13 protein-coding genes and 1 tRNA gene are annotated in these 15117 nt (G+C 63.3%); 6 read left to right on the forward strand and 8 right to left on the reverse strand.

Features of this window, described 5'->3' with window-relative positions; all coding sequences use genetic code 11:
- Positions 1–65: 65 nt before the first annotated feature.
- Positions 66–977: a transcriptional regulator GcvA gene (gcvA, locus tag GSQ89_RS30900; RefSeq protein WP_174254954.1), complete on the forward strand. Its 912-nt coding sequence runs from the start codon at positions 66–68 to the stop codon at positions 975–977.
- Here gcvA and GSQ89_RS30905 read toward each other — a convergent pair.
- Positions 942–1265, reverse strand: coding sequence for a hypothetical protein (locus tag GSQ89_RS30905; protein WP_158931940.1), 324 nt, complete (start codon positions 1263–1265; stop codon positions 942–944). The genes gcvA and GSQ89_RS30905 overlap by 36 nt on opposite strands.
- 63 nt (positions 1266–1328) lie before the next feature.
- Between GSQ89_RS30905 and GSQ89_RS30910 the strand changes: the two genes are divergently transcribed.
- Positions 1329–2309 (forward strand): LLM class flavin-dependent oxidoreductase, encoded by a 981-nt coding sequence (locus tag GSQ89_RS30910; RefSeq protein WP_158931941.1) that lies wholly within the window; start codon positions 1329–1331, stop codon positions 2307–2309.
- 181 nt (positions 2310–2490) lie between these two features.
- Here GSQ89_RS30910 and GSQ89_RS30915 read toward each other — a convergent pair whose 3' ends face one another.
- The 4 genes from GSQ89_RS30915 to GSQ89_RS30930 form a co-directional block, all read right to left on the reverse strand.
- Positions 2491–3387 (reverse strand): LLM class F420-dependent oxidoreductase, encoded by an 897-nt coding sequence (locus GSQ89_RS30915; protein ID WP_158931942.1) that lies wholly within the window; start codon positions 3385–3387, stop codon positions 2491–2493.
- Positions 3388–3401: 14 nt separating this feature from the next.
- Positions 3402–4301 carry an LLM class F420-dependent oxidoreductase gene (locus GSQ89_RS30920; RefSeq protein WP_158931943.1) on the reverse strand — a complete coding sequence of 300 codons (900 nt, stop codon included), beginning with the start codon at positions 4299–4301 and terminating at the stop codon, positions 3402–3404.
- A 12-nt stretch (positions 4302–4313) separates the two neighbouring features.
- Complete coding sequence (locus GSQ89_RS30925; RefSeq protein ID WP_371734317.1) at positions 4314–5288, reverse strand: NAD(P)-dependent oxidoreductase; 975 nt, start codon at positions 5286–5288, stop codon at positions 4314–4316.
- Between the two features lie 108 nt (positions 5289–5396).
- Positions 5397–6653, reverse strand: coding sequence for an LVIVD repeat-containing protein (locus tag GSQ89_RS30930; RefSeq protein ID WP_216856498.1), 1257 nt, complete (start codon positions 6651–6653; stop codon positions 5397–5399).
- Between the two features lie 33 nt (positions 6654–6686).
- Between GSQ89_RS30930 and GSQ89_RS30935 the strand changes: the two genes are divergently transcribed.
- Positions 6687–7472, forward strand: coding sequence for an SDR family oxidoreductase (locus GSQ89_RS30935; RefSeq protein WP_254073438.1), 786 nt, complete (start codon positions 6687–6689; stop codon positions 7470–7472).
- 69 nt (positions 7473–7541) lie between these two features.
- The gene (locus GSQ89_RS30940; RefSeq protein WP_158931945.1) at positions 7542–8774 is read left to right on the forward strand and encodes a PLP-dependent aminotransferase family protein; all 1233 of its coding nucleotides are present in this window, start codon (positions 7542–7544) and stop codon (positions 8772–8774) included.
- A gap of 197 nt (positions 8775–8971) precedes the next feature.
- Here GSQ89_RS30940 and GSQ89_RS30945 read toward each other — a convergent pair whose 3' ends face one another.
- Positions 8972–9766: an HpcH/HpaI aldolase/citrate lyase family protein gene (locus tag GSQ89_RS30945; protein ID WP_158931946.1), complete on the reverse strand. Its 795-nt coding sequence runs from the start codon at positions 9764–9766 to the stop codon at positions 8972–8974.
- A 54-nt stretch (positions 9767–9820) separates the two neighbouring features.
- A complete protein-coding gene (locus GSQ89_RS30950; protein ID WP_158931947.1) occupies positions 9821–11404 on the reverse strand; it encodes a cisplatin damage response ATP-dependent DNA ligase in 1584 nt (527 codons plus the stop codon).
- Positions 11405–11505: 101 nt separating this feature from the next.
- Here GSQ89_RS30950 and GSQ89_RS30955 point away from each other — a divergent pair.
- Positions 11506–11582: transfer RNA gene (locus GSQ89_RS30955), tRNA-Pro, on the forward strand.
- A gap of 197 nt (positions 11583–11779) precedes the next feature.
- On the forward strand, positions 11780–12973 hold the full coding sequence (locus tag GSQ89_RS30960; protein ID WP_158931948.1) for a glycosyltransferase family 9 protein: 1194 nt from the start codon (positions 11780–11782) through the stop codon (positions 12971–12973).
- Here GSQ89_RS30960 and GSQ89_RS30965 read toward each other — a convergent pair.
- Positions 12915–15095 (reverse strand): glycosyltransferase, encoded by a 2181-nt coding sequence (locus GSQ89_RS30965; protein ID WP_158931949.1) that lies wholly within the window; start codon positions 15093–15095, stop codon positions 12915–12917. The genes GSQ89_RS30960 and GSQ89_RS30965 overlap by 59 nt on opposite strands.
- Positions 15096–15117: the final 22 nt, after the last annotated feature.

The following is a 15117-nucleotide window of genomic DNA, read 5'->3' on the forward strand; positions in this document are numbered from 1 at the left end:
AGATGTGCGGGTCAAACCCCGCCCGCAAACCAGAACTTCTGCGCCATTCGATTAAGGTCAGCTAAATGATCGAGCATCTTCTACCACCGCTCAATGCCCTGCGTGCCTTTGAGGCGACCGCTCGGCATCTGTCAGTGAAGAACGCGGCGGACGAATTGTGCGTGACGCCTGGTGCGGTCAGCCAGATGGTGAAATCGCTGGAACTGCATCTGGGGGTCTCGCTGTTCCGGCGGGTGAACCGCGGTATCTTCCTGACCGATGCCGGACAGGGCTACCTGCCGCCGATCCGCAATGCGTTCCGGCAGATCACCGAGGCGACGAAGCGCCTGACCGTGTCCGCCGATAGCGGCGTCCTGACCGTCAGCGCCGCGCCGTTTTTCGCCGCCGCCTGGCTGGTGCCTCGCCTGAAGGACTTTCAGGACGAACATCCTGGGATCGACGTTCAGGTGGTCACCGGCAAGGCGCTGGCGGATTTCGAGCGCGATGGTGTGGATGTCGCGATCCGACACGGTCTGGGCCGCTATCCGAGACTACACAGCGAGCGCGTGCTGGCGGTGGAGATCGTTCCCGTCGCTGCCCCCGACCTCGTGCGGCAGTTCGGGCTGCCGGCGGGTCCGGCGGACCTGACTCGGTGGCCGCTGGTGCACGAAATCGAGCGCAAGGGCTGGCTGTTCTGGTTCCAAGCCCAGGGCGTGTCGGATGTTGCGGCCCCGCGCGGCCCGTCCTTCGACGATTCCACTCTGCTCGTTCAGGCGGTGCTGGCGGGTCAGGGCGCGGGGCTGTTGCCGGCCGCGCTGGTGGCGTCGGATATCGCCGCCGGCAGCCTTGTCAGGCTGGCGGACATCGCACTGCTGGAGGATTTCGCGTATTACGTGGTCTGTCCGGAGATCAATCGCGACCGGCCGAAGGTCGCCGCGTTCCGGCAGTGGATCCTGGCCGCGTCAGGGGCGCCAGACGCTCCGCTGGCCGGCCATTGATCGCTGCGCCTTCCAGACGCGGTAGCGGAACAACGCCCAGGCCACGACCCCGGCACCGACCGCCACCGGCAGGATGATCAGCGCCAGCCACAACGCCAGCGCCGCCACCGACAAGGCCCCGGCGAGCACCGCGGCCACCACCGCCCACATCATGATGCGGGTGGATACCGGTGGCCTCGGCGGTGAGACGAAGTCACCGTTCAGGGTCATTTCCAGTTCGGGCGGGCGGCGTTGGTCCATGCCGCGAATGTGGCGCGCCCCCGGTTCGGGTTCAAGCCCGACTTCCACTGGTCCGCGTTCCTTTGGATGCGATCATGGCGTAGCATCGCGCAACATATGGAGGAATGACTGATGAAGGTTGGACTGTTCATCAACACCCAGTATCCGGAAGAGGAGAATGTGCCGGCGCAAATCCCGGCCCTGGTGGAGCAGGTGCGTGTGGCGCGTGACGCCGGGTTCAAGTCGTTGTGGTTCCCGCATCACTGGCTGACCCAACCGATGCAGATGCTGCAGATCATGCCGGCGATGGCCTTCCTGGCGGCCGAGGCGAAAGGCATGGTGGTCGGGCCGAACATTCTGATCCTGCCGTTGCTGAACCCGATGCATGTGGCCGAGGAAGCCGCCACGCTGGATGTGCTGACCGGCGGCAACTACGTGCTGGGTGCCGGCCTGGGGTATCGGGAGCCGGAGTTCACCGCGTTCGGGATTTCGTTGGCGGAGCGTGCCGGTCGGTTCTCCGAAAGCGTGACGCTGATGCGTAAGCTGTGGGCTGGCGGCCGCATTACCCACGAGGGGAAGTTCTTCACGGTTCGGGACGCGGGGATCAGCGTGAAGCCGGCGCGTCCGGGCGGCGTGCCAATCTATGTCGCCGGACTGGTGGACTCGGCGGTGCGACGGGCCGCTCGGATTGGCGATGCGTGGTTGGTTGCGAATGCGTCGTCGATCCAGGAGATCACCCCGCAGATGCTGACCTATCGGGCGGCGCTGAAAGAATATGGCCGGACTCCGCTGGAGTTCCCGATCGCGCGCGAATGCTATGTCGGCAGCAGCCGAGCGTCCGCTTACGCGGAATGCAAGGCGGCGCTGGAATACAAATATGCGGCCTACGGGCAATGGGGCATGACCAGCCCGCTGGAGGGAACGAATTTCGACGACTTCGCCCGCGATCGTTTCATCATCGGCGACAAGGAGTCGGTGAGGGACGAGATCCTGCGCTATGTCGAACTGCTGGGCAGCGACCACTTCATCATGCGCAGCCAATGGCCGGGGCTGGAGCAGGAGAAGGTTCTGGGTTCGATCCGACGCCTGGGCGAGATTTTCGCGACGTTGTAGCGGGCTGCGCCAGATTGGGCGTTGTTCCGGCAACGACTCGTCATACCGGCGGATGCCGGTATCCACGCCTTGTGCCTTTCCAAGCAAAGGCGTGGGTGGTGAGCCTGCGCTCACCATGACGAGGAGACGATGAAGCGATCCCGCGGACGTATCGGGCGCCGGCGGGATTACTTCATTGTTTCTACACCAGATCCGCGACAACTTCCTTGAATCGCGTAATCGCCGCCAGGTGGTCCGCGGCGGTGCGACCGGCGATACGTTTGTGGTGACCCGTGGCATACGTCGTATGCGCTGTCACATGCGTGACCCCGGCCTTCTTCCAGAACGCGAAATCCCGATGCCAGGCTTCTTCATCGCCGGACCCCAGCGACAGCCAAACTTCCAGTCCGACACTGGCAGGATCGCGGCCTTCAGCCTTGATCAGACCGCGCAGTTTGTCGAACACCGCCAGAGCCGTTTCGTCGGCGGGATAGGCCAGCGGCATCCAGCCGTCGCCGTATTTCGCTGTGCGCTGCAAGGTCGCGTCATGATGACCGCCGAACCAGACGGGGACGCGGCCGGAGGTGGGGCGCGGGTTGATACCGGCGTCATCGATGGTGTGATAGCGACCCTTGAACGAGACATGCGGCTGCGCCCACAGCGCCTGCATGACCTGGACCTGTTCCTCCGACCGGCGACCGCGGTTGGAGAAGACCTCGTTCAGGCCGGTGAATTCCACCTGGTTCCAGCCAACGCCGACTCCCAGACGCAAACGGCCGCCCGACAGCACATCCAGACAGGCCGCCTGCTTGGCGACCAGAACAGCCTGCCGCTGCGCCAGGATCAGCACCCCGGGCGCGAACCCAAGCGTCTTGGTACAGGCGGCGAGGAAACCGAACAGCACGAACGGATCATGATAGGGATTTTCACTGGTCCCCACCCTGCCCTTGCCGGCGACCGTTGCCGGATTGGCGCCCAGCACGTGATCGGGCGCTTGCAGGTAGTTGAAGCCCAGGCCTTCGACGGTCTGGGCGTAGTCTCGTATCACCGAGGGGCCAGTGCCGATATCGGCGACAGGCAGTGTTGCACCTAGTTGCATCTGTTTGTTCTTTCTTAAAGAAGGTCGCCGATCACGTCGCGGTAGCGCTTGGCCGCTGCCAGGTGATCGCCCAGCGTCTTGCCGGCGATACGACGATGCCGAGCCCTGCCATTGAACGTTGTGGTCAGGCAAAGATGAGTTGCGCCGCCTTGCTTCCAGAATGCGGCTTCCTTGTGCCAATCGGCTTCGGCGCCCTCGCCGATCGACGTCCAGACCTCGATCCCCACCGCAGCCGGATCGCGACCGGCTTGTTCGGTCAACCGGCGGAGATGGCCGAATATGTCGAGTGCCGACTGATCCGGCGCATACGCGTTCGGCATCCAGCCATCGCCCCATTTGGCGATGCGCGGCAACGTGTGCTCGTGGTGTCCGCCATACCAAAGCGGAACCTTGCCGGAGGCCGGGCGCGGATTGATCCCGGCATCGTCGATGGTGTGATACTTACCCTTGAAGGTCACATGCGGCTGCGCCCACAACGCCTGCATGACCTGCGCCTGTTCTTCCGAACGCCGGCCTCGGTTGTGGAAATTTTCGTTCAGGCCGGTGAATTCGATAGGATTCCAGCCGACACCGATCCCCAACCGGAAACGACCACCGGACAGCACGTCCAGGCAGGCCGCCTGCTTGGCGACCAACGCGGTCTGGCGTTGCGCCACGATCAGCACGCCGGTGGAAAACGCCAGTTTGGTCGTAGCGGCGGCGAGATAGCCCAGCAGCACGAACGGATCATGATACATGCCGCCGGCCACCGCGGCACGCGGCTCAGCACTGCTCGCGACCGGCCCGCCGCCCAGCACATGATCGGGCGCTTCGAGGAAATCGTAGCCCAGGCCTTCAAGGCTTTGGGCGTATTCACGAACGGTGGACGGATCGCCACCGGTATCGCCAAACGGAATCAGAGCACCTAATTGCATTGTCAGCGTTCCTTACTTCGTATCGGGCTGAAGAACGGCCTTGATCTTGTCGGGCGTCACGGCGATCGGCGGGATGCCCGCGCGCTCCTGTTGCAGCAGCGAGCCTACGCGGGAATCGCGAGCGCCCCAACCGCGGTTCAGCGCCTCGGTCAGTTCCATCAGCGCCATGTTCGTCAGTCGCATCGGCACCTGGACATCGCGCGCCAATTGGCACGCCAGCGAGACATCCTTGTGCAGCAGGCGCAAGGCGAAGTCGGCGGGATCATAGCTGCCGGTCAGGAAATGATCCGCCAGACGATCGAAGGTGCGGCTGCGGCCGGTGGCGCCCTGGCGCACCGCGGCGAACAAGGACAGGGGTTCGACCCCGGCCTTGATGCCCATGGTGAAGACTTCGGACAACACGACGGTCATCGTCGCCGAGGTGGCGTTATGGACCAGCTTGGCGATCGATCCGGCCCCGATCGGACCGATATAGACGGCCTGGTCGCCCATGGCTGAAAGGACCGCGTGGTATTTGTCGAACACCGCCTGGTCGCCACCGACCCAGATCGCCAGCTTGCCGCTGTTGGCGCCTCTGGGTCCGCCGCTGACCGGTGCGTCGAGGAAGTCGATGCCCTTCTCGGCGAAGGTCGCGTGCAGTGAGCGCACGACATCGACCGCGTTGGTGGAGAGGTCGAACCAGGCGGCGCCTTTGCGGAAGCCTTCGACAAGCCCGTTTTCACCGGTGCCGACGCGCTGGACATCGGCCGGCGTGGGCAGTGAGGTGAACACCAGATCGCATGCCTCGGCCACCGCTTTGGGGCTGTCGGCCCAGGTGGCGCCGGCGTTCAGGTGCTTGGACGCCGCCTGGCGGGTCAGGTCGTGCACGACCAGGTCATGCCCGGCCTTCTGCAGGTTGGACGCCATGCCGGAGCCCATCATGCCCAGTCCGATGAAGCCGATTTTCATTGTTTCCTCTGATGTCGTGGTCGTTGTGGCCGGTCTTATCCGTTATCCGTCATGGCCGAGCGTATGCCGGCTATCCGCGCTTCGTCCATTGGTGCGCAGATGGCCGGGACACGTCCAGCCATGACGGTAAAGCAACAGTGAGTGCGTTTAAGCCCCTTCCCACTGCAGGATAAACAGACCGGCATCGTAATCGGTGATATAGATCAGCCCGTCCTTCTGCACGAACAGATCAGCCGTGTGCCGGATCTTCGCACGTCCGCGCATCGGCTCCATCCATTTCGTCGGCTGCGGCGGCACCCAGAAGCCGATCTCCGCCGGGCGGTACGGGTCGGCGATGTCGAACACCCGCACACCCGCGCTCTGCCAGGTCGCGAAAATCGTTGTCGAAGACTGGAACGATCCAGGCCGGTTCTCATGCAGGTTGTGCGGGCCGAACTGACCGCCGATCTTCACGTAGTCCCGGTCGGACGGCGTCGGCAGAGTCGCGATCGAAACGGGGTTCGATTTCTCGCGGATATCGAAAATCCAGGTCCGCTTCATTTCCTCCTGGTCGATGTTCAGCGTTGCCTCATCCGCGACCAGCAGCAGGTTGCGATCGTGCAGCGGCAAGGCGCTGTGGGTGCCGCCGGGGAACGGCGGCGACCATTTGCGGTGCACGATCAGTTCCGGCTTCGTCTTGTCCTTGACGTCCAGGATCGTTAGCCCGCCGTCGCGCCAAGACGCATAGGCGATATCGTCCTCCACCACCGCGTGGTGCAGGGCGCAGCGGCCTTTCCAGTTCGCCTCCTCACCCGCCGCCGCGTTCATGCCGGGGATCCACCAGCGCCCGACCTCCCGCGGCTTGGTCGGATCGGCCATGTCGATACAAATGAAAATATGATCCAGGAACCCGTCCAGCAGCGCCGAGGCGTAGGCATACCGTCCGCCCGTCCACCAGATGCGGTGCAGGCCCAGCCCCTCCACCTCCATGAAGCCGATCGGCCGCGGATTGGCCGGATCGGACACATCGTAGACCCGCATGCCGGCGGAAAAATCCTCACCACGCTTGCCATAGCGGGATGAATCCACCTGGTTCGAACTGCTGTAGTAATCCTTCAGCGACAGCAGCGCCTTCAGGTCGAGTTCCTCGATGCACAGCAACAGGTCGTTCGCCGTCTGCAGGTGCATGCACCACGAATTCGGGTGTATCGGCATGAAGTTGACCGGCTTCGGATTGCGCGGATCGCGCACGTCCGTAACGACGATCCCCCGGCTGACCCTGGTGCCGATGTAGGCGTGACCGCGATGGACCATCACCTGCACGCCGTCGCCCCGGCCGTTCTGATCGGTATGACCGACCAGCGAGATATTCCGTGCCCCATCCGCCGTGATCATGCCCTTGCCTCCGATTGTTTTCAGTCCCATCAGATTAGCCTGACGCGCGAAAGGGGAACAGACATGGTTACCGGGGCCAACACGCCGCTGACGGTCGATTTGACGGGTTACAAAGTGGCGATTTCGGCCGGTGCGAACGGCATCGGCAAGGTCATCGCCGACAGTTTCGCCTATTGCAACGCGCAGGTATTCGTCAGCGACGTCGACACGGCCGCGCTGGAAAGCTGCGGGCACCCCGGCATGAAGGCCGACGCCGGCGATCCGGCGCAGTGCGAGGCGTTCATCGACGCCGCCGTCAAGCACCTGGGCGGACTGGACGTGCTGGTCAACAACGCCGGGATCGCCGGGCCGACAGCGCTGGTCGAACACGTCACGCCGGAGGAACTGGATGCGACGCTGCGGATCGACATCGCCTCGATGTTCCATATGTCCCGGCGCGCGATCCCGGCGCTGCGGGCCAGCGGCGGCGGGGCGATCGTCAACCTGTCCTCGGCGGCGGGACGGTTTGGCTTCGCGCTGCGGGCACCCTATGCGGCGGCGAAATGGGGGGTGATCGGCTTCACCAAGTCGCTGTCGATCGAGTTGGGTCCTGACGGCATCCGCGTCAATGCCATCCTGCCGGGGCCGGTGGACGGGCCGCGGATCAGGGCGGTGATCAAGGCGAAGGCAGCGGCGGCGTCGATCTCGGAGAACGAAATGACCGAACGGACGGTGGCGACCACCAGCCTGAAGTGCTTCGTCACCCAGCAGGACATCGCCAACATGGCACTGTATCTGGCCAGTCCGTTCGGCGGCACCATCAGCGGCCAGGCGATCAGCGTCGATGCCGACATGCAGAACACCATGTGACCTGCAGGGCTTGTCCGCGAAGCGATCGGTGCTAGCTTTCGCGGCAACAGCCAAGAGGGAACGGCAGGCATGACCACGGCATCGATCGACTACGGCAAGCTTTTCAGTTCGGATCTGCCCGACCCGGCGCCACGCTGGGCGCCATTCCCAAAATACTATTTCGTCGGCGGCAACAACGACCCCGAACAGATCCCCATCGAGGGTCTGATCGAGGCGGCCGGGTCGGTGCTGCGGCGGGAAGGCTCGAAGCTGGCGATCTACAATCTGGGTCTGGGACCGCAGGGTTTCCCGGGATTGCGCCAGTTCGTCGCCGACAAATGCGACCGCCAGCGCGGCATCAAGACGCCGATCGACGATATCCTGATCACCACCGGGTCCGGCCAGGGCATCGATATGATCAGCAAGCTGCTGGTCAACCCGGGTGACACCGTTCTTACAGAGGAATACTGCTACCAGGGCGCGATGAACCGGTTCCGCAAGATCGGTGCAAAGATCGCCGGCATGAAACTGGACGCCGACGGCATCGTGATCGAGGCACTGGCCCAGCAACTGGTCGAACTGAAGGCCAAGGGGATCACGCCCAAATTCATCTACACGATCCCCACGATCCAGAACCCAACCGCCAGCATCCTGCCGCTGGACCGCCGGCTCGCGCTGATCAAGCTGGCCCGCGAATACAACGTCGCGATCTTCGAGGATGAATGTTACGCCGACCTGCTATGGGACGGCGTCGAGGCGCCGCCGGCGCTGTATGCTTTGGATCCTGGCTGCGTCATTCATCTCGGTTCGTTCTCGAAATCGCTAGCCCCGGCACTGCGGCTTGGTTACATCATCGCCGGCTGGGATATCATGAGCCGGCTGTTGCCGCTGAAGGGCGACAGTGGCACCGGCGCGTTGGATCAGATGGTCGTCGCCGAGTATTTCTCGAAGAACTACGATCGCCACATGGGGCACCTCAACGGCGTGCTGCGCGGCAAACTGGATGCGATGACCGAGGCGGTGGCTCGCGAATTCGGGTCGGCTGCGGAATGCTGGGCGCCGAAGGGCGGGATTTTCCTGTGGATCAAGCTGCCGGACAGTGTCGATGTGCGCACGCTGGTCAAGCCCGCGGCCGCGGCCGGGATCGTGTTCAATCCGGGCCCAGAATGGGCGGTCAGCGCGGATAATTCAAGTAACTGCTTGCGGCTTTGCTTTGCCATGCCCAGCAAGGAGACCATCCGAGCGGGTGTGGCCGAATTGGCTCGGGTTTGTTACGAACAGACGGGGATTCCGCCTCGCAGCGGGAATGTCGTTCGGGGGTAGAGACAGACGAGGGTGGATCGGCCGCGGGTTATCCGTCATGGCCGGGCTCGGTCCCGGCCATCTTCGCACCGCCGGTCGAAGCGCGGATGGCAGGGACCAAGCCCGGCCATGACGGCGAGATGGTACCTGCCCGCCGCGTGAGAGCTACCTGCCTCCCGTGAGAGGGTGCCCGTCTGCCGCCGGAAAGTACCGACGCGTCAGGCCGGCGCGTTCGGCAACCCGTTGAAGAACGCGGACCGCTCGCCGGCCCCGGTCATGATGTAGCTGTGGTCCGCGCCGGTTAGCACGAAGCGGGCGCCCATCGCGACGTAGCGGCTGGCGTGTTCTTCGTCGTACACGCCACCCATGCCCAGGGTTTTGCCGTGGCGGCGGCAGGCCTCGCCGACCGCCTGGTAGGCCTCGACCACCTTGGGATGACCCATCTGGCCCGAAATCCCCAGCTCCGCTGTCAGGTCGGAGGTGCCGATGAACAGCACATCTACACCGGGAACCGCCGCGATCGCGTCGGCGTTGCGTACGGCCTCGGGGCTTTCCAGCATGACCACGGTCAGGATTTCGCCGTTGATCGCGGCTTGTGCCTCGGCGTTGGACGGTGGACGGAAGCCGTAAATCGCCGGCGGGCCGCCCCAGCTTCGGTACCCCATCGGCGGATAGTGGAAGACGTCGGCGATCCGCTTCGCATCGGCCGCGGTATCGACGTGTGGCACGACGATTCCTAGAGCGCCGTTGTCCAGCGCCCGCGTCGCCTCATCCAGCGCGCCGGCGCAAACCCGCACGATGGGCGTCACGCCCACGGGCAAGGCGGCGATGCAAAGCTGCGTGGTTTCCTGGACGGAGAACGCGCCATGTTCGGTGTCGATGAATATCCAGTCGTGGCCGGTGGCGGCAGCCAGCACCGGTGTGGCCGCGGTACGCAAATGATGCACGCCGAAGCCCAGCGCCATTTTCCCGGAGGCGAGGCGCTGTTTCGTCACATTGGTTGTCAGAGGCATGAGGGTTTCCGCCATTTCGTTTGGCCGCGAACGCAGCACGCCGAGCCGCCCCGGTCAATCGGCAGCCGCTCGGTCTTCCACCAGCGCCATCAGCGTTTCCAACCGGTCGGCCTCCGCCGCCGGCTTGTCGGTGCGGATACGAGCCAGTCGAGGAAACCGCATCGCCACCCCGGATTTGTGGCGACTCGATAATTGGACTGCATCGAAGGCAACTTCCAGTACCATGGACTTCTCCACCTCGCGGACTGGACCAAACCTGGCGGTGGTATGGTTGCGGATCCATCGGTCCAAAAAGGTCAGTTCCTGGTCGGTGAAGCCGAAATAGGCCTTGCCCACCGGCACCAGCTCGTCATCCCGCCATACACCGAATGTGTAGTCGGAATAGAAGCTGCTGCGCTTGCCGTGGCCTCGCTGCGCATACATCAGCACTGCATCGACGGTCAGCGGATCGCGCTTCCATTTCCACCACTGGCCTTTCACCCGGCCGGGCAGATACGCGCTGTCGCCGCGCTTCAGCATCAACCCCTCGATCGAGGCCGCGCGCGCGCCGTCACGCAACACCATGAGTTCCTGGATGGAGGAGAACCGGATCAGCGGCGACAGATCCATCGCGGCGGGCCGCTGGCGGGCGATCCAGGCTTCAAGGCGGGTGCGCCGCTGGTCGAATGGCAGGCCGCGCAAGTCCTCGGTTCCGTCGAACAGCAGGTCGTACAGCCGAACGGCGACGGGGTATTGCGCCATGATTTTCGCGGTCACCGCCTTGCGGTTCAGGCGCTGCTGCAGATCGGCGAACGGCGCCACGACGCCATCGCGGATCACCAGCAGTTCGCCATCCAGCACGGCGTGGAAATCCATTGCCTCCACGATCTCGGGAAACGCGCCGGAAATGTCATCGGCGCCGCGGGAAAACAGTCGCCGCCCGCCGGCCGTGGCGACCAGTTGCACCCTGATCCCGTCCCATTTCCACTCGGCACGCCAATCCGGCGGGTTCAGGGCGGCGATGTCGGACGCCTCCAGCGGGTGCGCCAGCATGGGTGGGCGGAAGACGGGGGCATCCGCGGGGTCCGGCTTAGGTCCCCTGCCCTCCAGCCAGGCGAATAACGGCCGGTACGGCGGTTCGAGCCCGTGCCAGACTTCTTCCACATCGTCGGCCTGGACGCCGCCGATCTCGGCCAGCGCGATCTTCGCCAACCGAGCGGAGGCACCGACCCGGAGGCCGCCGGTGATCAGTTTCAGCAGCGCCAACCGGGTGGAGGCGTCGGCCCGATCGAGCCATCCCGCCACCAACCCCGGCAATGCGGGTTTACTGGTGACTTCCAGGGTTTCGACGAGTTCAGCCAGGCCCGGAAGGTCCGTGGTGGTTGGATTGGTGGGCCAGATGAGCGCGACCGTTTCGGCCAGGTCGCCGACGTAGTCGTATGACAGGTCGAACAACACGGGGTCGGTGCGGGTCGCCGCCAGTTCGCGGATCAGGCCGGGTTTGGCGGCGGTGAACGACAGCGCGCCGGTGATCGCGGCCAGGCCGATGCCGCGGTCCGGATCGGCCTGGGTGGCGAAATACCGCCGCAGCAACGCGATCTTGGCATTGCGCGACGGCGTGAAGACGAGACGTTCCAGCAGGTCGGCGAACGCGATCATAATACCGCATGTTGGACCGATCGCGGTGAAACGCCAGTCCGGTGGCAATGAAGCGCATTGCGGTCACCGGGCGAGGCTGGTAAACGACCCGTCCCGACGGTCGGAGCGTAGCGCAGCCTGGTAGCGCATCAGTCTGGGGGACTGGGGGTCGTGGGTTCGAATCCCGCCGCTCCGACCAAATGTCCCAAGTAAATGGCCAAATCAGGCGTATTGCGTTGTAAGCAGGCCAACTGGTTTTGAGACACCGTACGCCAGATGAGACACTTTATTCCTCCCAACGCTCGACAATAACAGCCGTGTTACCGCACCGGTTCGTCTGATCAAAGGACCCAAGTCCGCTGGCGCAGTTCACGGTTGCTCGGTATGAAGCCGCCCATGGCAACTGTTCCCCGCCTGCCCCGTTCGGTCTTGTCATTGCGCTTGCGCGGGATGTTGCGCTTGGCCCGAGACCTCGCATTCAAGTTTGCCGACTGGCTGATCCTGTTCGTACCGGCTCGCGGACCGCGCCGGGGGATCGCGGTCATCATGCCGCACGGTCTAGGCGATCTGCTGCTGGTAACGCCGGCATTCCGACACATCCGCGCCCATTTTCAGGGTGAACCTATCCTGCTGGTGTGTTCCGCCAGCGCCCAGGCTTACGCTGTCGCCTATCTGCAGCCAGACCAAATTTTGCTCCTCGATCGCGTCAGCATGCGGTGGAACCTACGACATCGGATCAGAGTGCTCGTTGCCATGGCGCGTGCCGGCGCACGCGTTGCCCTGCAGCCGAACTATCATCGGGAACATTTGATCGAAGACGCAGTGATGCGGGCTGCCAGGGCGGATGTATCAATCGGATCATGGGGTTCGCCAATCCTGATCACATCACGTGAGCGTGCGTGCAGCGACCCTTGGTACTCCACGCTGATCCATGAGCCATCCGAACTGCCCCATGAAGCTGATTTCTATGCCACGTTCTGTGAAGCGGTAACCGGAAGCCGGCCACCGCGGATCTTGCCCAAACTTCTCCGTCCCGGGCTTCATCCCGACGTACCGAAATCCGATTACGTCGTCGTGGCTTGCGAGGCATCGTCCGTCGTGAAGGCGTGGCCGGCCGAACGCTTCCTTGAGACCGCCCGGGCGATTTCCGCCAGAACAGGGTTCGCGATTGTGCTGGTGGGGGAGTTCGCGTCCCAATCGTCCGGTGAACAGGGCATGATCGATCTGCGTGGCGCGACTGATCTGACTGCTTTGATCTCGGTACTCGCCCACGCGAAACTCGTTCTGTGCAATGACAGTGCGCCGGTTCATCTGGCCGCGGCGCTAGGCGTCCAGGTTGTCGCGGTTGGCGGCGGGGGGATACCCGATAGATATTTACCCTATCCAACGACGGAGCCTCATCCGGCACCACCTGTCTTGGTGACGGTCGATCCCGCCTGGGCATGCTTCGGGTGCGGTTGGCGCTGCCAATACGCTGTGCCGGCCGGACAGCCGCTGCCTTGCGTAACAGACGTGTCCCCGGATCAGGTGCTCAATGCCTGCCTGGCCGTGCTACATCAGCCGTCGCGGATGCGAGCGCTTCCAGCCTAGGGCTCGTCTGATATCCTGCGGTCGCATGCCTCCACATCTCGCATCCGGCTTGGGGGATCGGCAAGCCACCGATGCTCGCCAGGGCACCCTTCGGCGTCGGGCCAAGGTTATCGCGAGGTGGAAATGCCAGCGCGATTTCGGTGGAGAGCAGCGCTAGATTGGGATTCCATCGGGGATCATGATCCAGCCAATGGCCCCATCGCTGCCGCATGAAGGCGATTTCGCGCTGCAATCTGGCAAATTTCACCGCCGTGTGATCCGCGCCCCGAGAAGCCGACTCGAGATGATAGAGTTCCGCATGGGGCGTCCAAACATTACGATAACCTCGCTCCGCCAGCTTCAGGCAAAAATCGACGTCGTTGAAGGCGACAGCCAGAGAAACCTCGTTCAGACCACCAACCTCAAGATACGCCTCACGACGCACCAGCAGGCAGGCGGCGGTTACCGCCGTCACGCTGCGTACCAGTTTCAGATGGCCAAAATATCCACTGTCGTCGCGCGGCTTGCCAAGATATTGGCGATCCGCGACGCTGAACGCGTTGATCGTGAGACCGCCATGCTGGATAGTGCCGTTGGGATACAGCAATTTGGCACCCACCGCTCCGATGCCCGGACGGATCGCATGTGATATCATCTCCCGCAACCAGCCCGGATTGATCACGTCGATGTCGTTGTTCAACAGCAGAATCAATTCGCCACCGGCTTCGCGCACCGCCTGGTTATTCAGCGCCGCGTAGTTGAATGGGCCAGGACAGCGCAGAATGCGGATGCGATTGTCCAACGCCAACCGCTCCAGTAATGCCTGTGCTACAGGTTCGTCCGAACCGTTATCGACAATCAGAATCTCCAAAGACCGATAATCCGTTCTATCAAGCAAGCCCCCTGCGGCGCGTGCCAAAAGATCCGCATGGTTTCGGGACGGGATGACCACCGAAACCAATGGTTCCGGTGACGGGATCGGGTAGATCACGCGATTCCATACGGAATCGGCCGACGTCGACTCCAGTTGGGCATCCGGTATGTTGCGCGATAGAAATTCACGCACGGCACGCTGGTCGTTGCTTGGATATTGCTTTCGGTCATGCCGCGAGAACGGACTGTCTTGAACACCTAGACGCCTATGATAAAGCACCTTCGGGATATGCTGGATACGATCTGGCGCGATATGTTCGACCAGGCGCAACGCCAGATCGTAGTCCTGATTTCCTTCCAGCCCAGCTCGGAATCCGCCGATTTGTTCCACCAGACCACGCCGAAAGACCCCAAGGCAGCCGATCAGGTTCTGGCCCAACATCAACCCCAGATCCCAGTCAGGCTTGAAGTACGGCATCGACCGGCGGCCAGTGTCGTCAATGCTGTCCTGGTCCGAATAGACGATGTCGGGCGCCGGATGGGCGACGATCCGGACCACGACCTCACATAATGCATGCGGCGAAATCTGGTCATCATGGCCGAGCAACGCGATGAAAGAGCCGCTGGCAAGAGCAACGGCCGCATTGCACGCCACTGAGACGTCATCCGCGCTCTCCCCGCGTATCAGCTTGACGCGGAAGTCGCCGGCCTGCGTCTGCCGCAGCAAAGCAGCAACAGACGAATCCCGCGGCGAACCATCGACAATACAAAGCTCCCATCGCCCGTAAATCTGATTCTGGACGGATCTGATCGCCTGGCGGAGGTGATCCAGCGATGGATTAACGACTGGCATCAGAATGGAAATCAGCGGTGGGTCCACGAGCGATGCCATGCGAGCGGCCATTTTCCGGCTTGTCTTTACGCCGGCTTGCTCATAGAGACGGATCCAGGAAGAATAATCCTGTTCCATATTGGCGCTTGCTGCCCGAAGGCGAGCGAGAAGACCGCGCACCCTGGATCGCGAGGCATTGGGCAGGCAAGCCGCCACGCAAAATAAGCCGCTGAAAACCCATGGCATCCAGCGCCGCGGCAGCATCATCCACAGGCGGCGCACACCATCAAACGTTATCCGCCTTGCCCGGAGCACCACCGGAACCTCCGCGTTACCGCGCGAGGCCAGGGGGAAGGGCGACAGGCGGCCGTGAACGCGCATCGCTACGCCGATGATCCGGTCTGTCAGGTTTCCGTCGGGGATAAATGCGGGAATCATGCAGCCGCCCCTGTCTGTGTTC

The organism is Acidisphaera sp. S103 (assembly GCF_009765975.1).
Taxonomy (GTDB): domain Bacteria; phylum Pseudomonadota; class Alphaproteobacteria; order Acetobacterales; family Acetobacteraceae; genus Rhodopila.